This window comes from Actinoplanes sp. NPDC051405 (assembly GCF_055586185.1).
Genome location: NZ_JBVJIR010000015.1, coordinates 225,567 through 245,678, shown reverse-complemented (window position 1 = coordinate 245,678; position 20,112 = coordinate 225,567). Strand labels below are relative to the sequence as shown.

General features: G+C 71.6%; 22 protein-coding genes. 7 read left to right on the top strand and 15 right to left on the bottom strand.

Annotated features, from left to right (window positions below; all coding sequences use genetic code 11):
* Both ACZ6S4_RS30260 and kdd read right to left on the bottom strand, forming a co-directional pair.
* Complete coding sequence (locus ACZ6S4_RS30260) at positions 1-1,542, bottom strand: amidohydrolase (protein ID WP_465478167.1); 1,542 nt, start codon at positions 1,540-1,542, stop codon at positions 1-3.
* Positions 1,543-1,547: 5 nt separating this feature from the next.
* Positions 1,548-2,585, bottom strand: a complete 1,038-nt coding sequence (gene kdd / locus ACZ6S4_RS30255) for an L-erythro-3,5-diaminohexanoate dehydrogenase (protein ID WP_465478166.1) — start codon at positions 2,583-2,585, stop codon at positions 1,548-1,550.
* Positions 2,586-2,716: 131 nt separating this feature from the next.
* Between kdd and ACZ6S4_RS30250 the strand changes: the two genes are divergently transcribed.
* Complete coding sequence (locus tag ACZ6S4_RS30250; protein WP_465478165.1) at positions 2,717-4,093, top strand: KamA family radical SAM protein; 1,377 nt, start codon at positions 2,717-2,719, stop codon at positions 4,091-4,093.
* A 57-nt stretch (positions 4,094-4,150) separates the two neighbouring features.
* On the opposite strand, the gene ACZ6S4_RS30245 is transcribed toward ACZ6S4_RS30250, so the two are convergent.
* The gene (locus ACZ6S4_RS30245) at positions 4,151-4,342 is read right to left on the bottom strand and encodes a CsbD family protein (RefSeq protein ID WP_212990512.1); all 192 of its coding nucleotides are present in this window, start codon (positions 4,340-4,342) and stop codon (positions 4,151-4,153) included.
* Between the two features lie 132 nt (positions 4,343-4,474).
* On the opposite strand from ACZ6S4_RS30245, the gene ACZ6S4_RS30240 reads away from it, so the two are divergent.
* Positions 4,475-5,200 (top strand): class I SAM-dependent methyltransferase, encoded by a 726-nt coding sequence (locus tag ACZ6S4_RS30240; protein ID WP_465478164.1) that lies wholly within the window; start codon positions 4,475-4,477, stop codon positions 5,198-5,200.
* Here ACZ6S4_RS30240 and ACZ6S4_RS30235 read toward each other — a convergent pair.
* Both ACZ6S4_RS30235 and ACZ6S4_RS30230 read right to left on the bottom strand, forming a co-directional pair.
* Complete coding sequence (locus ACZ6S4_RS30235) at positions 5,186-5,962, bottom strand: phosphotransferase enzyme family protein (RefSeq protein WP_465478163.1); 777 nt, start codon at positions 5,960-5,962, stop codon at positions 5,186-5,188. The two genes, ACZ6S4_RS30240 and ACZ6S4_RS30235, sit on opposite strands and share 15 nt — an antisense overlap.
* Positions 5,950-6,117 (bottom strand): hypothetical protein, encoded by a 168-nt coding sequence (locus ACZ6S4_RS30230; RefSeq protein WP_465478162.1) that lies wholly within the window; start codon positions 6,115-6,117, stop codon positions 5,950-5,952. The genes ACZ6S4_RS30235 and ACZ6S4_RS30230 overlap by 13 nt, the downstream gene beginning before the upstream one ends.
* Positions 6,118-6,297: 180 nt before the next feature.
* On the opposite strand from ACZ6S4_RS30230, the gene ACZ6S4_RS30225 reads away from it, so the two are divergent.
* The 3 genes from ACZ6S4_RS30225 to ACZ6S4_RS30215 are packed head-to-tail and all read left to right on the top strand — an operon-like array spanning position 6,298 to position 8,079.
* Positions 6,298-7,107: an ArsR/SmtB family transcription factor gene (locus ACZ6S4_RS30225; RefSeq protein ID WP_465478161.1), complete on the top strand. Its 810-nt coding sequence runs from the start codon at positions 6,298-6,300 to the stop codon at positions 7,105-7,107.
* A gap of 4 nt (positions 7,108-7,111) precedes the next feature.
* Complete coding sequence (locus ACZ6S4_RS30220; protein WP_465478160.1) at positions 7,112-7,600, top strand: hypothetical protein; 489 nt, start codon at positions 7,112-7,114, stop codon at positions 7,598-7,600.
* Positions 7,597-8,079: an SRPBCC family protein gene (locus tag ACZ6S4_RS30215; protein WP_465478159.1), complete on the top strand. Its 483-nt coding sequence runs from the start codon at positions 7,597-7,599 to the stop codon at positions 8,077-8,079. Before ACZ6S4_RS30220 ends, ACZ6S4_RS30215 begins: the two co-directional genes overlap by 4 nt.
* Before the next feature lie 45 nt (positions 8,080-8,124).
* On the opposite strand, the gene ACZ6S4_RS30210 is transcribed toward ACZ6S4_RS30215, so the two are convergent.
* The 3 genes from ACZ6S4_RS30210 to ACZ6S4_RS30200 all read right to left on the bottom strand — a co-directional run bounded on the left by ACZ6S4_RS30210 (position 8,125) and on the right by ACZ6S4_RS30200 (position 11,721).
* On the bottom strand, positions 8,125-8,334 hold the full coding sequence (locus tag ACZ6S4_RS30210) for a tyrosine-type recombinase/integrase (RefSeq protein WP_465478207.1): 210 nt from the start codon (positions 8,332-8,334) through the stop codon (positions 8,125-8,127).
* A 778-nt stretch (positions 8,335-9,112) separates the two neighbouring features.
* Entirely contained in the window at positions 9,113-9,985 is an 873-nt protein-coding gene (locus ACZ6S4_RS30205; RefSeq protein ID WP_465478206.1) for a tetratricopeptide repeat protein, read from the bottom strand.
* Positions 9,982-11,721 (bottom strand): hypothetical protein, encoded by a 1,740-nt coding sequence (locus ACZ6S4_RS30200; protein WP_465478158.1) that lies wholly within the window; start codon positions 11,719-11,721, stop codon positions 9,982-9,984. Before ACZ6S4_RS30200 ends, ACZ6S4_RS30205 begins: the two co-directional genes overlap by 4 nt.
* 287 nt (positions 11,722-12,008) lie before the next feature.
* On the opposite strand from ACZ6S4_RS30200, the gene ACZ6S4_RS30195 reads away from it, so the two are divergent.
* Positions 12,009-12,644 (top strand): RICIN domain-containing protein, encoded by a 636-nt coding sequence (locus ACZ6S4_RS30195; RefSeq protein WP_465478157.1) that lies wholly within the window; start codon positions 12,009-12,011, stop codon positions 12,642-12,644.
* 18 nt (positions 12,645-12,662) lie between these two features.
* Here ACZ6S4_RS30195 and ACZ6S4_RS30190 read toward each other — a convergent pair whose 3' ends face one another.
* From ACZ6S4_RS30190 to ACZ6S4_RS30180, 3 genes are all read right to left on the bottom strand, one after another.
* Positions 12,663-12,869 (bottom strand): hypothetical protein, encoded by a 207-nt coding sequence (locus ACZ6S4_RS30190; RefSeq protein WP_465478156.1) that lies wholly within the window; start codon positions 12,867-12,869, stop codon positions 12,663-12,665.
* Between the two features lie 524 nt (positions 12,870-13,393).
* Positions 13,394-13,858, bottom strand: coding sequence for an Lrp/AsnC family transcriptional regulator (locus tag ACZ6S4_RS30185; RefSeq protein WP_465478155.1), 465 nt, complete (start codon positions 13,856-13,858; stop codon positions 13,394-13,396).
* 43 nt (positions 13,859-13,901) lie between these two features.
* Positions 13,902-15,044: an acyl-CoA dehydrogenase family protein gene (locus ACZ6S4_RS30180; RefSeq protein ID WP_465478154.1), complete on the bottom strand. Its 1,143-nt coding sequence runs from the start codon at positions 15,042-15,044 to the stop codon at positions 13,902-13,904.
* A 92-nt stretch (positions 15,045-15,136) separates the two neighbouring features.
* Here ACZ6S4_RS30180 and ACZ6S4_RS30175 point away from each other — a divergent pair, with 92 nt between their 5' ends.
* Positions 15,137-16,048 (top strand): 5'-3' exonuclease, encoded by a 912-nt coding sequence (locus ACZ6S4_RS30175; RefSeq protein WP_465478153.1) that lies wholly within the window; start codon positions 15,137-15,139, stop codon positions 16,046-16,048.
* 427 nt (positions 16,049-16,475) lie between these two features.
* On the opposite strand, the gene ACZ6S4_RS30170 is transcribed toward ACZ6S4_RS30175, so the two are convergent.
* The 4 genes from ACZ6S4_RS30170 to ACZ6S4_RS30155 form a co-directional block, all read right to left on the bottom strand.
* Positions 16,476-17,189: a DUF1775 domain-containing protein gene (locus ACZ6S4_RS30170; protein ID WP_465478152.1), complete on the bottom strand. Its 714-nt coding sequence runs from the start codon at positions 17,187-17,189 to the stop codon at positions 16,476-16,478.
* Positions 17,190-17,271: 82 nt separating this feature from the next.
* Complete coding sequence (locus tag ACZ6S4_RS30165) at positions 17,272-18,726, bottom strand: MFS transporter (RefSeq protein WP_465478151.1); 1,455 nt, start codon at positions 18,724-18,726, stop codon at positions 17,272-17,274.
* A gap of 45 nt (positions 18,727-18,771) precedes the next feature.
* On the bottom strand, positions 18,772-19,605 hold the full coding sequence (locus ACZ6S4_RS30160; protein WP_465478150.1) for a MerR family transcriptional regulator: 834 nt from the start codon (positions 19,603-19,605) through the stop codon (positions 18,772-18,774).
* Positions 19,598-20,098: a GyrI-like domain-containing protein gene (locus ACZ6S4_RS30155; protein WP_465478149.1), complete on the bottom strand. Its 501-nt coding sequence runs from the start codon at positions 20,096-20,098 to the stop codon at positions 19,598-19,600. Before ACZ6S4_RS30155 ends, ACZ6S4_RS30160 begins: the two co-directional genes overlap by 8 nt.
* Positions 20,099-20,112: the final 14 nt, after the last annotated feature.

Sequence of the window (20,112 nt, the reverse complement as noted above, 5' to 3'; positions counted from 1 at the left end):
TCACTCCTCGAAGATCGTCTCGCCGTGCAGCACCGTGCGCCGGCACACCGGCCGCGCCGGCACCACCCCGTCCACCCCCGGCAACAACACCGGCAGGCCCCCGTCCACCCCCGCCGGCGTCTCCCACACCGCGAACGTCGCCGACCGCCCCGGCGTCAGCACCCCCGCGTCGTCCACCCCCGCCGCCCGCCAGCCACCGCGGGTGCTCGCTCCGAACGCCGACCGCACGCTCATCCGGTACGCCGGATTCCGCGGCGCCGCCGCAGCCACCACCGCCGCCCACGGATCCAGCGCCGTCACCGGCGAGTCCGACCCGAACGCCAGCGACACCCCGACCGCGTACATCGCCCCGATCGGATTCGTCGCCAACGCCCGCTGCACCCCCAGCCGCTGCGCGTACATCCGGTCCGGGCCACCCCACAACGCGTCGAACACCGGCTGCACGCTGGCCACCACCCCGAACTCCACCATCCGGGCGATCATCGCCTTGTCGATCAGCTCCACGTGCTCGATGCGGTGCCGGCCCTCCCGCAACCGGTCCACCCCCACCCGCCGCGCCGCGATCGCGAACCCGTCCAGCACCGCCTCGATCGCCGCGTCCCCGATCGCGTGGAAACCACCCTGCACACCCAGCTCGATGCACTCCAGCAGATGCGCCCCGGCCTGCTCCGCCGACACGAACGCCTCACCACAACCACCACCGTCGGCGTACGGCACCCGCACCGACGCCGTCCGCGACCCCAAAGCCCCGTCCGCGTACAGATCACCGGCCGCACCGACCGCACCCAGCTCCTTGGCCCGCGCCGCCCCGCCGAGCTCACCCCAGTAACCGAACACCTGCGGCAACCCCGCACCCGACAACGCCAGCACCGACGCGAAATCCGCCTCACTCGACGTGCCCGGACCCGCACACTCGTGCACCGCCGCCACCCCACGCGACGCCGCCAGCCGCAACGCCGAGGTCTGCGCCGCCGTCCGCTGCGCCACCGTCAACGAACCCAGCGCCACCGCCCGCACCGCGTGATGCGCCTGCTCCCGCAGCCAGCCCGACGCGGCGTACCCCGGCACCCCCTCGATGCCGGGGCACGCCGCCAGCAACGACCGCGACGCCAGCGCCGAATGCACCGACGCCTGCGACAGATACACCCGCCGCCCGTCCGCCGCCCGCTCCAGCACATCCGCCGACGGCGGCTCCTGCACCGCCCACGTCGACTCGTCCCAGCCGTGCCCGTGCACCACCCCGTCGACCGGCCGCGTCCGCGCGAACGCCGACACCGCCTCCAGCAGCTCCGCCGCCGACCGCACCCCGGACAGATCCAGCCCGTCGGCCGCCAGCCCGGTGTCCGTCGCATGCAGATGCGCGTCCACAAAAGCCGGCGTCACCAGCGCGCCGCCCAGGTCCACGGTCACATCCGCCGACGGGGCATCAGCCGCCGCACCCAGCCACGCGATCCGCCCGTCACGCACCAGCATCGCCGACGCCCGCGGATCCGCCGCCGAGTAGAACCGACCGTTCGCATACACCACAGAGGGGGAAATCATGACCGTCAGTGTGCCGCGATCCGCGCCTCGAACAGAGCCCGCACGGCCGGAGTGCGCCGCACCACATCCAGCGCGAACGCCGCATGCCCCGGCACGTACCCGTTGCCGATCAGCATCGTCACGTCCGCCGCCAGGCCCTCGGCCCCCAGCGCCGCCGCCGGGAAACTCGTCGCCATCGAGAAGAACACCACCGTGCCGCCCGCCGCCGTCGCCAGGATCGCCCCGTGCTCACACCCCGGCACATCCACACACACGACCGTCACCGTCGCCGGCTCGCCCAGCGCCGCCACCACCGCCGACGACACCGCCAGCGGATCCCGGGCGTCAGCGACCGCGACGTGATCAGCCAGACCGGCCGCCAGCAGCACGTCGCGCTCGGCGTCCGACACGACCACCCCGACCGTACGGGCACCCGCCAGCCGCGCCGCCGTCAACGCCAGAGACCCGCTCTTTCCGGCCCCACCGAGCACCGCCACCGACACCGCACCGGCCGCCGCATGCCCGCGCACCACCCGGTCGGTCAACGCCGGCGCCCCGCACACGTCGAACACCGCCAGGGCCAGCTCCGGAGCCAGATCATCCGGCAGCACCGCCACCACCGACCGGCCGAACAGAATCGCGTGACCCGCCGCCGGCACCTGCTCGCTGCGCCCGTCCCAGCCGGCCAGCCCGTCGGTCACCGCCAGCGGGGTCAGCGTCAGCGACACCAGCGTGGCGACCCGGTCACCCACCTTCACCGGCAACGGCGACTCCGGCCCGACCTCGTCCACCACCCCGATCAGCATGCCGCCCGAACCCGTCACCGGGTTGTGCATCTTGCCCCGCGTACCGATGATCTCCAGCACCTCGGCCCGCACCGCCGCGCCGTCCCCGCCGTGCTTGCCCGACAACTGCCGGAAGCTCGCCGCGTCCAGATTCAGCCGCTCCAGGCTGATCCGCACCTCGTCCGCGCCGAGCTCCGGGCGCGCATCCAGGCGCCACGCCGCCTGCGGCAGCACACCCACCGGCTCAAGCACCCGGGACAGACCCACGGGAAACGACATGCCCACCATCCTCACAAGAAACAACTTGCCGCGCGGCCGTCCTACCGTAAATCCTCCGGGGCGACGGTTACTAGACCGCAGATTCTCCAGTATCGTCGATCCAGTTCGCTCCCCGACCCCAGGAGGCCCCGTTGACCGAGCTGAAGAACGACGCGGCCACCGCGGCCGGGCAGCCCTACAACTACCAGCGCCGCCCCCTCGTCGAGCCCGACTGGACCCGCTTCCCCGGCTGGAGCAAAGTCACCACCCAGCAGTGGGAATCCGCCCAGTGGCAGCGCGTCAACTGCGTCAAGAACGTCAAACAGCTCCGCGCCGTCATGGGCGACCTGCTCGACGACCGCTTCTACGCCGACCTCGAAACCGACATGCAGCGCCTGGCCACCATGTCCATGCTGGTGCCGCCACAGATGCTCAACACCATGGTGCCCGACCGCACCCCCGACACGGAGTCGTTCTACGCCGACCCGATCCGGCGCTACATGATCCCCGTGGCCACCGACCGCCACCTCGACTGGCCCTCCCACCCGCACGCCACCCGCGACTCCCTGCACGAGCACGACATGTGGGTCGCCGAAGGCCTCACCCACCGCTACCCCACCAAGGTCCTCGCCGAGCTGCTCAGCACCTGCCCCCAGTACTGCGGCCACTGCACCCGCATGGACCTCGTCGGCAACAGCACCCCCACCGTCGACAAACTCAAGCTCACCCTCAAGCCCGTCGACCGCTACGACGCCCACCTGGCCTACCTCAAGGCCCACCCCGGCGTCCGCGACGTGGTCGTCTCCGGCGGTGACGTCGCCAACGTGCCCTGGAAGCAACTCGAGACGTACCTGATGGGCCTGCTCTCGGTCCCCACCGTCCGCGACATCCGGCTCGCCACCAAAGCCCTCATGGGCCTGCCCCAGCACTGGCTGCAGGGCGACGTCGTCGAAGGCCTCAACCGCGTCGCGATCACCGCCGAACGCCGCGGCGTCAACCTCGCCGTGCACACCCACGTCAACCACGTGAACTCACTGACCCCGCTGGTCGCCCGGGCCGCCCGCATGCTGCTCGAAGTCGGCGTCCGCGACGTCCGCAACCAGGGCGTGCTCATGCGCGGCGTCAACGCCACCACCGCCGACCTGCTCGACCTCTGCTTCGGGCTGCAGGGCGAAGCCGGCATCCTGCCGTACTACTTCTACATGTGCGACATGATCCCCAACGCCGAGCACTGGCGCGTCCCGGTCTGGTACGCCCAGCAGCTCCAGCACGACATGATGGGCTACCTGCCCGGCTACGCCACTCCGCGGATCGTCTGCGACGTCCCCTTCGTCGGCAAGCGCTGGGTCCACATGCTCGCCGAGTACGACCGCGAGCACGGCATCTCCTACTGGACGAAGAACTACCGCACGTCCATCGAGGCCACCGACGACGAAGCCCTCAACAAGCTCTACGCCTACTACGACCCGATCGACACCCTGCCCGAGTCCGGCCAGCAATGGTGGCTCAAGCAGCAGGTCGCCGAGTAACAAGCGCACAAAAAGGCCCCCGGGACCGTCGTCCCGGGGGCCTCGCTGTGGGCCGGCTCAGCTGAAGGCGTCGCGTACGTCCTTGCCCGCGTCCTTGACATGCTCACCGGCCTGCTTGGCGTGTGCGGAGGTCTCCTGCGCCTGACCCTCGGCGGCGAGCCGCTCGTTGTCCGTGGCGTCGCCGATGCCCTGCTTCGCCTTACCGGTCAGTTCTTCGGCCTTGTTCTTGACCTTGTCAGTGAAGCTCATCGTCAACCTCTCCGAGGACTCGAGCTTGATTGTTCTTGTCGGAGAAAAGGTGCCCGAAGGGCGCGTTTCTAAAACACGACTTACGTCGAGTGGGGCGGCGCACTGTGTGTAGAGCGTCCTAGGATCCTGGTCATGAGCGATCAAGCCGCTGCTGCCTCCTTCGGACTCGCTGCCGCCGTCTACGAGCGCGGGCGCCCGCCGTACCCCGCTGAAGCTCTTGACTGGCTCCTGCCGGCCGGGGCCGGCCAGGTCGTGGACCTCGGCGCCGGAACCGGCAAACTCACCCGCCAGATCCGCGACCGCGGCCTGCACGTGACGGCGGTCGAACCGTCCGACGGTATGCGCGCCGAACTCGGCCGCGTCCTGCCCGACGTGCCGGCCCTGCCCGGCAGCGCCGAAGCCATCCCCCTGCCCGACCACAGCGCCGACGCCATCCTCTGCGCCCAGGCTTGGCACTGGGTCGACCCCGAACGGGCCGTCCCCGAAGCCGCCCGCATCCTCAAACCGGGAGGGCGGCTCGGCCTGATCTGGAACCTGCGCGACGAACGCGAGGACTGGGTCCGCCGCCTGGGCGAGCTCATCCACTCCCCCGAAGAGCACCGTCGCGCCGAGTTCGGGCCCCCGTTCGGGCCGGTGGAGACCCGCGACTTCACCTGGACCCACGAGATCACCCTCGACCGGCTCCTCGACCTGGTCGCGTCCCGCAGCTACATCATCCTGCTCAGCGAGACCGAACGCGCCGCCGTGCTGGACGCCGTCCGCGAACTGACCGCCACCCACCCCGCCCTCGCCGGCCACGACACGTTCGCCTTGCCGTATGTCACCGAGTGCGCCCGGGCGGACCTACCGCAACGCTGAGCGCCACACCGGCAGGTGCGCGGCGAGGTAGTCGGCCGCGCCACCCCAGTGCACGCCGTGGCCCTCGGCCCACAACCGGGCCCACGGCAGTGCACCGGTGCGGGAACCGTCCGCCAGCAGGTCGTACATCGCCCGGGTACGGACCACGAGCTTGTCGGGCAGTGCGGCCCGGCCCGCGGCATCGAGGTCGTAGCCGTCGACGACAGCCCGCAGCCGCGGCGCATCCGCCTCCGGATCACCACCGGCGACCAGCGGCGCGAAGGTCTGCGCGAGGTAGGCCAGATCCCAGAGGCGGGTGCCCGGGGCCGACGCGTCCCAGTCGATGAACGTCCAGGTGTCGCCGTCGCGGATCAGGTTCCACGGAGCCAGATCCTGGTGACAGACGAGGTCGGCGCCGTCCGGCGGGATGGCCACGTCCCACCGGGCGCCGGCCGGAGGCACGAAGTCGGCGGACGCGTCGTGGATGGCCCGAACCATGGCGCCCAGCCGGCGTAGCTCGGCCAGGGTCATGGGTGGCGCCGACTCGCCCTGCCGGCCGGGCACGAACTCCAGCACCTGGCGGCCCTGGTCGTCACGGCCGAGCACCGCCGGGACGCCGGCGACCCCCTTGGCGTGCAGGTGGCGCAGGAAGGCATGCACGGAAGGAGTGGCGGGCGTCCAGGGCTTGCGCACGGTGGAGCCGGAGCGGACCACGGACTCGGCTACGTTGCCGCCGGCCAGGGGCTCCTCGCGGTCCGGGGCGTGGCTGGTCAGACGGTCCATCCCAGCCGGATGCGCCACTCGTCTTCGGTGCCTTCGCGGGGGTCCTGCAGCAGGTGCAGCACGGCATGCAGAGGAATCATCTGCTCCGGCGTGATCCTCGGTGGCAGCCGGCGGAAGTCCTCCCGGCTGCAAACGGCCCGCTCCTTGTTCTCCACGAGATCAAGGCTAGGCACCTCGGGCACTCCCCACAATGGCGTTTGTCGAGGCGGGTCGCCGTAGGCGGCGTTCTGGGTGTGGTGGGGCGCACTGCGCATAAGGCATCCTAGGATGTTTCGTTCAAGACACTGACCCGGGGCTTTGACAATAGGCAGGTGATTGCCTGCATAATGGTCGGCGTGACCCTCGAACCAGGAGCGATGGACCCGGTCTTCAAAGCCCTGGCCGACCCCACCCGACGACTTCTGCTCGACCGCCTGCGCGAGCAGAACGGTCAGACCCTGCGCGAGCTGTGCGACCGCCTGGCGATGACCCGCCAGTCCGCGACCCAGCACCTCGACCTGCTGCAGGCCGCCAACCTCGTGACCGTCGTGCGACGCGGGCGGGAGCGGCTGCACTACCTCAACCCGGGGCCCATCCACGAGATCGAGCAGCGCTGGATCTCCGGCTTCGACAAGCCCCGGCTGCGGGCCCTCGACGCGATCAAGAGCAAGGCAGAGGAGTACGCCATGAGTGACCAACCCACGCCCGTGCCGACCTACGTCTACACCACCTACATCCACGCGACCGCCGAGCAGGTGTGGCAGGCGCTGACCGACGCGGACCTGACCGCCCGCTACTGGGGGCACGCCAACGTCTCGGACTGGCAGCCCGGCTCGACCTGGGAGCACCGCCGCACCGACGGTTCAGGCGTGGTCGATGTCGTCGGCCGGGTGCTCAAGGCCGAACCGCCGACGAGCCTGGTCATGACCTTCGACGACGTACCCGAGGAGCAGCTGACCCGGGAGCCGTCCGTGGTGACCTTCCTCGTCGAGCCGTACCAGGACATCGTGCGGCTCACCGTGACCCACGAGAAACTGGCCAACCTCGAGATGCACGGCGGCATCTCCCGCGGATGGCCGGCCGTGCTGGCCAACCTCAAGTCCCTGCTCGAAACCGGCGACGTCCTCCCCCAGGCGCCGTGGGACATGTCCCCCGCGCACAGCTGACCCGATGGACACCACAGCGCTCACCGCCGCGTACGGCGCCCTGCTCGACGCCGCCGCCACCGTTGCCGACGCCGGCGAAGCACCACCGCCCGGCGAATGGGATGCCGACGAGATCCTGGCGCACGTCGCGCTCGTCACCGCCGCCACCATCGCGACCGCAGCAGCCGTGGCCGCGGGAGCACACACCACCTACGACAACCGCCTGGCCCAGGACACCTGGACCATCAACCGCGTCATCTCCCTCGCCGATGGCCACGCGGGGCTGCGGGAGCGCATCCGCAGGCAGGGCGAGGCCCTGTGCACCCTGACCGGCCCGGCGCTGAGCGGGACCGAACTCGACACGCCGGTGCCCGCCCTGCTCCTGTCGCACGACACCGCGCTGGTCAACGGCCCGGTGCCCCTGCGGGACATCATCACCGGCCTGGCCGCGGTGGAACTGCCCGGCCACACCCGGCAACTCCTGGCCTTGCTCCCGACCGAGGACAACCCATGACCGTCGCCAAGCCCGCCTTCGTGTACGTGACCTACATCCACGCCACCCCGCACCGTGTGTGGGAAGCGCTGACCGATGCCGACCTGACCGGCGTCTACTGGGGACACCACAACGTCTCCGACTGGCAGCCCGGCTCCCCCTGGGAACACCGGCGCACCGACGGCTCAGGCATCGCCGACGGTGGCGGCGTTGTCCTCGAGGCCGACCCGCCGCACCTGCTGACGATGACGTTCGACGAAGCAGGTTCCGCTGCCGAGCCGGACTCCTCCACCGTCACGTTTCGTATCGAGCCCTACCGCGACATCGTCCGGCTGACCGTCACGCACGTGAATCTGACCGAAGAGGACGCCCAGGAGGTCTCCGCCGGCTGGCCCGCGGTCATGGCGAACCTCAAATCGCTGCTCGAGACCGGGCAGGCACTGCCGCAGGCGCCGTGGGAGATGGCCCTTGGGGACCAACGTTCGGGAAAGTCGCGCTAACCAAAATCAAGCGATAGCGGTCTACGGCCGGTTCACCGGCCCTGCTCATTGCGGCGACCGGGCTTGTCGGAGCCATCCTGCCCAATCCACTGAATCCGGGGTGTCGGTAAGGAACGTGTCCTCGGGCGGGTTGGTGTACCGGTTGATGTAGCGCTGTGACTGGTGGCCGAGGCGGCGTTCGAGTTCGTAGGCGTCGCTGCCGGTGGCCTCGGCGAGCGCGAAGGCGAACGAATGCCGCAGGTCGTTGGGCCGCAGCGGGCTGACGTGCCGGGCCGGGTCGGTGTGTTCGGCGTCGTGCCACCGGCCGATTCTGCTCGCAGATCAGGTTGATCGAGCGCGGGGAGAGCCGGCCGTCGAGGCGGCGTGAGCCGATCGAGGCGGCGGACAGGAACAGCGCGGCCGCAGTCGGCCCTGCGTCGACGGGACGCTCGTGTTCGAGGTAGCCGGCCAGGGCGGTGCGACCATCGGCGCCGAGGAACACGGTTCGGCTGGTGCCGCCCTTGCCTCGGACGCCGATGATCTTCGCCTTCTTCGCCGCGCGTAGCGCCCCCAGAGCATCAGGGGTTACCTGGTCCAGGTCGATGTTGACCAGTTCCTCGCGGCGCAGGCCGGTGCCGAGCAGGGTATGCGCGATCGCGCGGTCGCGTAGCGGCCGGGCGTGGCCGTGCAGTTCGCCGGCGGGGCTGCGGCGGCCCTTGTGCTGGTGGAAGCGGGGCAGCCGGTCGAGCAGGTTCTTCAGGGTGCGGACCTGCCCGGGCTTGAGGGCCCGGGGTTCGAGCGGGGGCAGCGGCAGGTCGCCGACTCGTGCGCACGGGTTGCCGTGCTGCAGGGCGGCCGGGTCCTGGGTGCATACCCAGGTGGTGAACCCGGACAGTGCGGCGAAGTGGGTGCTGACCGTGGCCGGGGCCAGGCCGAGCCCGCCGGCATCCCGGCCGGCCGGGCCTCGATTCCGGTCACCTGCGCGGTCATGTCGCCAGGTTGTCGGTTGCCTTCACAGAAGAGACCCTCCCTGAAGACAACCTGCATGCGCCCGTCATCGCTGTTCGGGGCTGCTGTTGTCGAGGGCGGCGAGGTGGGTGCGGATCTGATCGGCTTCGGGCAGGCCGAGGTCGGTGTAGAGGGTCAGGGCGTGCTGGTAGTGCTCGCGCGCGCCGGCCGGGTTACCGAGGGTGTGGTGGGCATGGCCGAGGCCGGTGTGGGCGCGGGCCTGCTCGTCGCGGTCGCCGATGCCGGCGGCGGCGGTGTGGTGGGTGAGGGCGTCAGTGGCTCGGCCGGCGGCGTGGGTGGCTTCGCCGAGACCGTTGAGCGCCGAGGCTTCGCCGTACCGGTGGCCGGTCTCCCGGAAGATGATCAGAGCCTCCTGAAGGTGTTCGGTGGCCTGGTCGGGCCGGCCCAGGTGGGTGTGGAGAATGCCGAGGTTGTCCAGCGCCCAGGCTTCGCCGGTGTGGTTGCCGAGGTGCCGGTGCAGGTCCAGGGCCTCCCGGAGGTGGTCGCCGGCCGGCCCGTACCAGCCCAACCGCACCTTGACATCGCCGAGGTTGTTCAGGGTGACGGCTTCACTGGCCCGGTTGCCGGCCTGCCGGCACAGGGTCAGGGCCTGGTCGTGGTGCTCCACGGCCAGCCGGAGGCGGCCCCGCCGCGCCTCGTGTTCGCCGAGGTTGTTCAGCACGCGAGCTTCGCCGACCCGGTCGCCGGTCTGTCGGTACAGGGTCAGGGCCTGCCGGTAGTGGTCAATGGCCGTCCGGTAGTGACCCGACCGCTCCGCGATGAGGCCAAGGCCGCTCAGGGCGCGGGCCTCGCTGGCAGGGTCGCCGGCCAGCCGGAAAAGGTCCAGCGCCCGCTGGAGGTGCTCGACGGCCAGCCCGTAGCGGCCCAGCCGCCAGTGGGCGACACCGAGGTCGGTCAGGGCGTGGGCTTGTTCGGTCGGGTCGCCGTTGTGGAGGGCGGCGCGGTGGGCGTGGCCGTGCAGGTCAGGGCGTCAGTGTTGTGGCCGCCGCCGAGGTATCGGTACAGGGTGCGGGAGAGTCGGATGGTGTGGGTGGGCCAGCCGTGGGCGGCGGTGTGCGCGGCGACCGCGACCAGGGTGGGCCGTTCGGTGTCCAACCACTCCCGCGCGGTGTCCGGATCGGTCAGGTCCGGCGTGGGGGTGCCGGCCGGCGGGATCGCGGGCTGATAGTGGGCGTCGGCGGGGTACAGGGCGTTCATCGCGGCGGCGGTGGCCGCGAGGTAGTGATCGAACAGGCGGGTCAGGGCGGTGCGGCGCTCGGGTGGGCGGTCCTCGTCGGTGGCCCGGATGGTGGCGTAGACGCGAACCAGGTCGTGGAAGGTGTACCGGCCGGGGGTGCTCTCCTGCAGCAAATGGTCGCGGTGCAGGTGGTGCAGCTGGTCTTGGGCGGTGGGCAGGTCGGTGTCGGCGAGGGCCGCGGCGGCGTGGGCGTCGAGGTCCTGGCCGGGGTGCAGCGCCGCCAGTCGGAGCAGTCGTCGCTGCGGCGTGGGCTGGTGCTGATAGGACAGGTGCAGGGCGAGTTCGACGCCGGTGTCCAGGCGCCGCTGGTGGTGGTGTTCGTCGAGCCGGTCGGCGTGGTCGGTCAGCGTCCAGCCCGGTGTGTTGCGGATGTGTCCGGTGATCAGGCTGAGCGCAAGGGGTAGGTGGCCGCAGCGCCCGGCGATCCGGGCGGCGGCGTGCGGATCGGCGCCGACGGGAACGTCGGGGATGGCCTGGGCGAGGAAGGCCAAGGCCTCGTCGGGGATGAAGACATCCACCGGGAGGCGGGTCGCGGGGTGCAGGTCGGCCAGACTGCGCCGGCTCGTCACCAGGGTGAGGCAGCCCGGTACGGCCGGTAGCAGCGGGCGGACCTGGTCAATGGTCGCGGCGTTGTCCAGCACCACCAGGGCGCGGGTGCCGGCCAGGCGGTCGCGGTAGGCGGCAGCCCGCGCGTCGAGGGTGTGGGGGACCTGCTGGCCGGGCATCCCGAGCAGGCGCAGGAACCCGTCCAGGACCGCGGCCGGGTCGGCCGGCGGCTGCGCCGGGTCGGGATCGAAGCCGCGCAGGTTGACGAACAACACCCGCTCAAACGGCCGCTCGCGGTGGAGCAGGTGTCCGGCGTGCACGGCGAGTTGCGTCTTGCCGACCCCGGCCATCCCCTCGATCGCGGAGATCACCACCGCATTCCCGGCCCGCGCGGCCTGGCGGGCGGCGTGGCGGAGCTGGTCCAGTTCGAAGCTGCGGCCGGTGAACCCGACCAGATCCTGCGGCAGGCCGTCCTGCACCCGGACCTGCGACACCGCCTCGATCTCCCCGCCGATCACCCGCAACGCCTGACGCCATTGGGTCACGTACCCGGTGTCGGGGCGCAGCGTCTGGACCACCGCGAGCACCAGGTCGGTGTCCAGCCGCCGTCGGTCGGGCCGGAAGCAATACGCGACGGTGGACTTGCACACCAGCTCACCGGCCGGCCGGCCCGCCGCGGTCCAGGCCGCGTTGACCCGATCCTTGATCGTCTCGTACGAGGGGTTACCGGCCCAGACCTTCAACCGACGCAGCCGCTCGACGAGATCGGCGAGGCAACCCGCCTGCGCTGGATCGGGCAGCGTCGCAAACGCGTTCTCCGGCGCGGCCGCCGGATCCCCTGTCAGTGGCACTGTCCACCCCCGCAGACCGGACTCGACACCTCAGCGCGACCGAGGCTAGCGACTTCACCACTCGACGGTAGTCGCCCATCAGACAGCTCACGCCATCTGGTCCACAACGGACCAGGCACCGCCGGCGCCGGGTCGGCGTCCGAATTCGTCCGAACCTCACCAAGGCCGGGAAACGACGCCCAACACTCAACGGCACGCCCTGACGGCACGAGCCGGGGCGGCCGGGCCCCAGATGTCGGCGAAGACTGAATCCGGCACGTCGAAAACCGTATCGAAGGAGATCCAGAATGACCAAGAAATCCCGGATACTCGGCGGCGCCGCCACCGGGGGCGAGGTGCCGGAAAGGGGAATACGCATGCGATTCACGAGAGGACTGATGGTGGCGGTGCTGTTCGCCACCGGCCTGGTGACCGCCGTGGGCGGTCCGGCTCAGGCCGCCGAGAGGTGGGTCCTGCTGGGGCGGTACGAGCTCCGGAACGCCTACACCAACACCTGCCTGGACGCACACTTCAACGGTGGCGGCCTCAACGGCAACAAGGTTGGCTTGTGGGAATGCAACGGCGGGATCAGTACGAAGTGGAAGGTCTACCAGGACTTCAACGCCAAGGACTGGCAGTTGAGAATCGTTAACGAACGTCGACCGGTGGACGACGGCGGCCTCCGCTGCCTGGACTACCCAGCCAACACCGGCGGTGTCAACGGCTTCCAGTACGTGTTGTGGGATTGCGTGAACAGTCCCGGTCAGCGGTTCCGCAGTGCCCTCAACACCAGCATCGGCGCCCACATCTTCGCGGTGCAGCTGGGCGGGCCGAACAACCACATGGACGCCTTCGCGTCGGGCGGTCTCGGGAACGGTAGCCCGGTGGGCAACTGGGCGTGGACCGGGCACCCGTTGCAGCACTGGAAGATGAAGCTGGTCTGAGCAAGGTGACCTGAGCCCTCACGCATTCGTGCGTGGGGGCTCCTCCATCCGGAGGCGGTCCAACCCGGCGAGGTACATCGCCTGCGTGCGGTCATCGAGGAACGGGTAGCCCTGCCCGCGCAGGTCGGTCAGCGCCCGGTCCAGATAGCGCGTCCCACACCACGGCCAAGGGCACCGCCTCGCCCAGGTGTCGGCCTCGAACAGCACCTGCACCGCCGCCGACATGACCCCGGCGTGCCGGGCCTGACCGTGCGAGCGCGTTTCAGCTTCTCCTTGTCCGAGCTGCGCCCGGCCCGGCCGATCAGCTCGCCGGTCAGGAACACGTCGAACAGTTCCAGGGCGTCATCGGTCGCGATCTGCGCCACCCGGTCCAGCGACTTCACCCAGCCCCGACCGGTCGGGGTGTTCGGCCCGCGCCGCCACAAGTCCAGCTGGGAACGGCGCTGTCCCTCCGGCACCCGCAAGATCTGGTCCAGGTCGCCGGCCTGCTCCGCCGTGACCACCCCGGCCAGAGCTTCATACAGCCGGTCTCGGCCGCCTTCCGGGCGCTGGCCACGTCATCGCGCAGCGTCGTCACCCGGGCAGGTCGGCTTGCGTCCAGGTGCGCCTCTACACACGACGGGTCGGCCACCTCGACCTGCGAGGCCACGTAGTCGACCACCACGATCGGCATGTCGAGCGGGTCCTCCAGGGCCGAGATGAAGTGACCGGTGTGGCGCCGCGCACCCCGCCTACAGCGTCCTAGGACACTATGCCTCCGGCTTGACGGCGGGAGCGATCCGCGGCGGCCGGTTCTCGTACGGCGTGCTCAGCACCACCGTCGTCCGCGTCGTGACGTTCGCCGCCGTGCGGATCTCCTGCAGCAGCCGTTCCAGGTCGGCCGGGCTCGCCACCCGTACCAGAAGCAGGTAGAAGTCCTCCCCCGCCACCGAGTAGCAGGAGTCGATCTCCGACAGGTGGGCCAGCCGTTCCGGTGCGTCGTCGGGCTGCGACGGGTCGAACGGGCGGATCGCCACGAACGCCGTCAGCGGCAGCTCCAGCGCCTCGTACGACACCTTCGCCGTGTATCCACTGATCACGCCGCGCTGTTCCAGCCGGCGTACCCGCTGGTGCACCGCCGACACGCTCAGGCCGACCCGCTCCGCGAGATCGGTGTAGGACAGCCGGCCGTCCACGGTGAGGGCGCCGACGATCGCCCGGTCGATCTCTTCCACCGCGACAAGATACCGGTCGTGGCCGCCCGGTAACGAACCCGTTTCAGCCGCGGGTCAGCGATCGGCTGATGACCAGGCGCTGGATCTGGTTGGTGCCCTCGACGATCTGCAGCACCTTCGCCTCGCGGAACCAGCGTTCCACCGGGTGGTCGCTGACGTAGCCCGCCCCGCCCAGCACCTGGATCGCGTCGGTGGTCACCCGCATGGCCGCATCGGTGGCGAAGAGCTTGGCCTTGGCCGCCTCCACCGAGAACGGGCGGCCGGCGTCCTTGAGCCGGGCCGCGTTCAGCAGCAGCGCGCGAGCCGCCGACACCTGCGTGGCCATGTCGGCCAGCATGAAGCCGACGCCCTGGAACTCGGCGATCGCCCGGCCGAACTGCATGCGCTCGCGGGCGTACCCGGCGGCGTAGTCGACCGCGGCCTGAGCCAGGCCGACCGCGCAGGCCGCGATGCCCAGCCGGCCCGCGTCCAGCGCCTGCATGGCGATGCGGAAGCCCTGGCCCTCCTCGCCGACCAGGCGCTCGACGGGCACCCGGGCGTCGTCGAAGACGATCTGGGCCGGCGGTGACGAGCGCAGGCCCATCGTCTTCTCCGGCAGCTGCGGCAGGATCCCGGGCGTGTCGGCGTCGGCGACGATGCAGGAGATCCCGGCCGGGCCGGGGCCGCCGGTGCGGCAGAAGATGTTGTAGAAGTCGGCCTGGCCGCCGTGGGTGATCCAGGCCTTGGTGCCGGTGACGACCCAGTCGTCACCGTCGCGCACCGCCCGGGTGGTCAGGGCGGCGGCATCGGAGCCGCCCTGCGGCTCGGAGAGACAGTACGCGCCCAGCAGGTCACCGCCGAGCAGCTCCGGCAGGGACTTGCGCTGGCGCTCGCTGCCGTACGCGGAGATCGGATAGCACGACAGCGTGTGCACGCTGACGGCCTCGGCGATGGCCAGCCAGGAGCCGGCCAGGATCTCCAGGACCTGGAGATAGACCTCGTACGGCTGACCGGCGCCGCCGTCCGCCTCGGGGTACGGCAGGCCCAGCAGGCCGGCACGCCCGACCGTCCGCAGCACGTCGCGCGGGAACAGGCCCTCCTGCTCGTACTTCGCGACCCGGGGAGCCAGCTCGCCGTCGGCGATCTCCCGGGTCAGGCCCAGCAACTCGTACGCCTCGTCCGTTGGCAGCATCCGCTCGACCGTCACACCAACCAGCTTAACGGTCGTTTGGTTTCCCGTCAGCCTCAGGCCCCGGCGCGCCCGCGGAAGTGTCGGTGGTTGGCACTAGGTTGGGACCCGTGACTCAGCGACCTCTGCTGGCGGTCGACGCCCCCAGCCTGTATTTCCGCGCGTTCCACGGCATCCCCGAGTCCGCGGCCCGCACGCAGGCGGGTGAGCCGGTCAACGCCATCCGCGGGTTCCTCGACATGATCGCCCAGCTGATCCGCACCCGGCACCCGGACCGCCTGGTCTGCGCGCTGGACGCCGACTGGCGCCCGGCGTGGCGGGTCGCGCTCGTCCCGTCGTACAAGAAGCACCGCGTCGCCCACGGTCAGGTCGAGGAGGTGCCCGCGGCCCTGGAGAAGCAGGTCCCGGTCCTGCTCGAGGTCCTGGCCGCGGTCGGCATCCCGGCCTTCGGCGTCCCCGGGTACGAAGCGGACGACGTCCTGGGCACCCTCGCCGCCACCCAGCCCGCCCCGGTCGAGGTCGTCTCGGGCGACCGCGACCTGTACCAGCTCGTCGACGACACCCGCGGCACCCGCCTGCTCTACTGCGGCCGCGGCGTCGCCAAGCTGGAGGACAGCGACAACGCCGCGGTCGAGGCCAAGTACGGCGTCCCGGCCCGCTGGTACGCGGACTTCGCGGCGATGCGCGGCGACCCGAGCGACGGCCTGCCCGGCGTGCCCGGCGTGGGTGAGAAGACAGCCGCCCGGCTGATCACCCGCTACGGCGGCGTCGAGCAGATCCTGGCCGCGCTGGACGACAAGGACGCCGGCTTCGCCCCGGGCCTGCGCACCAAGCTCGACTCCGCGCGGGATTATCTGGCGGCCGCACTGCCGGTCTGCAAGGTCGCGCTGGACGTCAAGCTGCCCGCGTTCGACCCGGCGCTGCCCACCTCCCCGAAGGACCCGGACGCGCTGCTCGCGCTGGCCGAGCGCTGGAACCTCGCGGGATCGGCACGACGCCTCGTCGACGCCCTCGCGGGCTGAGCCTCCGGGCCGTTCACCGCAACCCGGTCATCGGGCGGGGCTGGTTCGCCGGCGGCACCGGGACCGCGGTTTCTCAGGTGGCCGGGCCGGCAAGCAGGCCGCGCCATTCGTGATTGGGCCCTGCCGCGGACCGGCAAACGGGCGGCCACCGGAGCCGCGGCTTCCTGCGACGTCCGGGCCGCTGCGACGTCCGGGCCGCGCACGGCCCGGCGGCCCGACCCGCCGCGGGCCTGCAAACGGGCGGCAACCAGAGCCGCGGCTTCCTGCGACGTCCGGGCCGCTGCGACGTCCGGGCCGCTGCGACGTCCGGGCCGCGCACGGCCCGGCGGCCCGACCCGCCGCGGACCTGCAAAACGGGCGGTATCGGAGCCGCGGCCTCTGCGAAGTCCGGACCGCGCCTGGCCCGCGGCCCGGACGTGGCGCCGGGCTAGTTCGCGGGTGGGGTCGAGCGGCGGCGGATCAGCACCGTGGCCAGCGCCGCGCCGCCGAGGACGACGGCGATCAGCACCCAGAGCCACCAGAGCGACGATCCCGCCTCGGACACCGGCTCGGCCAGGATCGTGGCCGTGACCGTAGGCGCCGCCGAGGCGGCCGGGGCGACGGAGGCAGTGGCCGACGGGGCGGCCGAGGGTGCGGCGCTGGTGGTCGCGGGCGCGGTCGACGGGCCCGGCTTGAGCTTGATCAGCGGCGCCGGGTTGTCCGACTCCTCCTTGCCCTCCTCCTGGACCTCGATCCAGCGGGACACCTCGCCGTCCGCGTACGTCTCCAGGGTCTTGAACGACAGCCGCGTCTCGCCGTCGGGCAGCTTGGCCACCTTGACCTTCCACTCGGCGTCCTGGCCCGACGCCAGCGCCTTGCCGCCCACCGTGAAGCCGTCCGCGGTCGCCTGGAAGGTCCAGCCCGCCGGCGCCTTCACCAGGGTCACGTCGGCCGGAGCGATGCCTGCCGGCAGCACCACCCGTTCACTCTTGATGCCGGACGGGTTCTCGGCCTCGCCGTGGAAGGTCAGGGTCACGTCCGTGGCCCCGGCCCGGTTCTTGTCGGCGCTCACCTCGACGTGCGCCGCCGCCGGCCCGGCCGCGACCAGCACCCCCAGCCCTGCCAGCACACCGATCGTCGTCATCCGGAACCTGTTACGCACGCCGAGAACCACCTTCGCGGGAGAGAGACAACCGGTTCCGTAGTCGCTCGCCGTCGCCGGAAAGTTCCAGGGATCTTGCGGGTCAGCCGACGCGCTGGGGTTCCCGGTCGGGGATGTGGTCCTCGTGGGCGGCGGCGCGGCGGGCGGCGACCACGTCGGCCAGGGCCGCGACCAGCGCCACCAGCACGAGACCGATAGTCACCAGCAGGGCCGTGCGCAGCGCCGACGACCAGTTGTTGTTCGTCGACGCCAGCCGGTTGAAGAAGACCGCGCCGACCACGGCGATGCCGATCGCCGTACCGATGCGCTGGCCGGTCTGCAGGACCGCGCCCGCGCTGCCCGCCCGCTCGACCGGCACCTCGGCCAGCGTCAGGGTCTGGTTCGGGCTGATCACCAGGCCGCTGCCTACGCCCGCCACCAGCAGCGGCAGCGCCGCGGCCCAGCCACCGTTCGTGCCGGGGACCAGATCCAGGGCCAGGACCGTGCCGGCCAGCCCGGTCGCGACCAGGGCCAGGCCCACGGCCACCAGGGGGCGGCCGTAGCGGTTGACGATCCGGCCGCCGAGCGCGGCCGCGCCCGCCGAGCCCAGCGCGAACGGGGTGATCGCCAGCCCGGCCAGCAGCGCGCTGTAGCCCAGGCCGTTCTGCAGGTAGAGCGTGTAGATGAAGAACAGCGTGGTGAAGCCGGCGAAGTACAGCAGGCCGATCAGCGCGCCCAGGCCGTACGAGCGGACCTTGAAGAGGTTCAGCTCGATCAGCGGGGTCTCGCGGCGGGCGTACCGGCGCTCCCAGGCCAGGAAACCGCCCAGCAGGACCAGGCCGGCGACCAGCAGCAGCCACTTCGCCGGGCCCTGCCATTCGCGCTCCTCGACCAGGGGCAGCAGGACCAGCAGTACGGCGACGCCGAGCAGCACCACGCCGACCGGGTCCAGGCTCTCGCGCTTTCGCTGGTCGTCGCGGCGGACCGGGATCCACTTGTAGCTGAGCAGGATCGCCGCCGCGCCGATCGGCACGTTGATGAAGAAGATCCACCGCCAGCCCGACTCGGCCCCGAAGACCTGGATGAGCAGGCCGCCGAGCAGCGGGCCGACCGCTGTGGAGATGCCGATGGTCGCGCCGAGCAGGCCGAACGGGCGGCCCCGCTCGGCCGGGCGGAACAGCTGCTGGATCAGGCCGGACACCTGCGGATTGACCACGCCGGCGGCGGCGCCCTGGACCAGGCGGGCCACGATCAGCCAGATCGCGCTCGTGGCCAGCCCGGCCGCGGCGCTGGCCAGGGTGAAGACGGCCAGGCCGGCGATGAACACGTTGCGGCGGCCGCGGGCGTCGCCGAAGCGGCCGGCGGGCACCAGGAGCAGCCCGAAGGTCAGGGCGTAGCCGGACAGCACCCACTGCAGGCCACCCGAACTGAGGTCGAGGTCGGCCCGGATTGAGGGCAGCGCCACGTTGACGATGCTCACGTCGAGCAGGGTCATGAACCCCGCGACCAGGGCGACGGACATCGCCTTCCAGCGGTGGGCATCCCGGGTACTCGTCACGGTGCCGCAGATGCCCGGGAGCCCTGGCGGCAAACGCGGGTGTGGTCAGGCGTACGGGACTGCCACGTCACACATCAGGTCGTCCGGGGCGCCGTGGTCCAGGTCGGCCGGGTAGGCGTACACCTCGCGCGGGGGTGCCGTGATCAGCAGGCCGCGCTCGCGGACCCAGCGGCGCGCCGCGTCGTAGACCGACAGGATCTGCGGCGGTTCGAAGTGGCCGCGGATCACCGGGATGTACGCCTCGCGGTGCGCGGGCTCATGGCGGGTCGCGGCCACCATCGGGTCGACCGCACCGGGGGCGACGGGCACGCAGACCTCGACCGGTCCGTCGCTGTCCTCGCTGACCTCGTTGTGGAACACCACGAAGCGGGGTCCGGCCGGGCCGCCGTGCCGCCGGGCGACGGCGGTGAGCCGGGCGGCGGCCTCGCGGGTCCAGCTCAGCTCGGTGGAGGTGACGTAGCGCTGCTCGGTCAGCACGACCTGGGCGGGCACCTCGCGGGTGGCCACCGGCCAGTCGCCGGGCGGGGCGCCGGTCTCCCCGGCGAGGCTGCGGACCAGGCGGTCGGCCAGGTCGCGCTGGGCCGCGAGCCGCCGCTCCACGTCCGTCCAGTACCGGGCCAGCAGCTCCCCGCCCGCCGCGCCGCCGGCCCCGAGGATCTCGGCGATCTGCGACAGCGGCATGTCCAGGCGGCGCAGCAGCACGATCAGCCGGGCCGCGTAGAGCTGGTGCTCGGCGTAGCGCCGGTAGCCGTTACCGGGCTGAATCTCGGCGGGGCGTAACAGGCCGCTGCGGTCGTACAGGCGCAGGGCCTTGACGGACAGCCGGGACCGGCGGGCGAACTCGCCGGTCGTCAGCAGTCCGGACAGCTCCTCAGCCACGGGCGGCGACCGGAAAGGAGACGTCGAAGACCGGGTCCTGCGCCCCCGCGGCAGGGAAGTCGGTCCAGTACGTCTCCCGCGGTGCCGCCGCCACGACCAGGCCCTGCTCGCCGATCCACTTCTCGATGGCCTCGTACACGCCGCCGAGCGCGCCGGTGACGACCTGTTCCTTGGTGACCCGCACGTACGCCTCGCGGTGCGCGGGGATCGTGCGCGTCGCGGCGGTGGCGTCCGCGATCGGGGCGCAGACCTCGACCGGGGTCTCCCCCTCGTTCGGGTTGCCCTCGTAAACGACCACGAACACCGGTTCCTCGGTACCGGGACGGTCGAGGTAGGTCCACGCGCCCGTGCCGAGCACGCCACCGGCCTCGGTGGCGGCCGCCGCGACGCGGGCCATCGCGCCGGGCAGCCAGGCCTCGAGGGCCGCCTGGTCGACGCTGCGCTGCTCGGTGACGACGTGCTGCTCGGGCACGTCACGGGTACGGATCTCCATCACATTTCTCCTGA

Excerpts from the sequence above, each read along its gene's own strand:
- ACZ6S4_RS30245 (WP_212990512.1), bottom strand. The coding sequence starts at position 4,342 with ATGAGCTTCACTGACAAGGTCAAGAACAAGGCCGAAGAACTGACCGGT.
- ACZ6S4_RS30190 (WP_465478156.1), bottom strand. The coding sequence starts at position 12,869 with ATGTCGGCGGCGGTGCAGGTGCTGTTCGAGGCCGACACCTGGGCGAGG.
- ACZ6S4_RS30215 (WP_465478159.1), top strand. The coding sequence starts at position 7,597 with ATGACCGTCGCCAAGCCCGCCTTCGTGTACGTGACCTACATCCACGCC.
- kdd (WP_465478166.1), bottom strand. The coding sequence starts at position 2,585 with ATGTCGTTTCCCGTGGGTCTGTCCCGGGTGCTTGAGCCGGTGGGTGTG.
- ACZ6S4_RS30195 (WP_465478157.1), top strand. The coding sequence starts at position 12,009 with ATGACCAAGAAATCCCGGATACTCGGCGGCGCCGCCACCGGGGGCGAG.
- ACZ6S4_RS30220 (WP_465478160.1), top strand. The coding sequence starts at position 7,112 with ATGGACACCACAGCGCTCACCGCCGCGTACGGCGCCCTGCTCGACGCC.
- ACZ6S4_RS30235 (WP_465478163.1), bottom strand. The coding sequence starts at position 5,962 with ATGGACCGTCTGACCAGCCACGCCCCGGACCGCGAGGAGCCCCTGGCC.
- ACZ6S4_RS30240 (WP_465478164.1), top strand. The coding sequence starts at position 4,475 with ATGAGCGATCAAGCCGCTGCTGCCTCCTTCGGACTCGCTGCCGCCGTC.
- ACZ6S4_RS30155 (WP_465478149.1), bottom strand. The coding sequence starts at position 20,098 with ATGGAGATCCGTACCCGTGACGTGCCCGAGCAGCACGTCGTCACCGAG.
- ACZ6S4_RS30260 (WP_465478167.1), bottom strand. The coding sequence starts at position 1,542 with ATGATTTCCCCCTCTGTGGTGTATGCGAACGGTCGGTTCTACTCGGCG.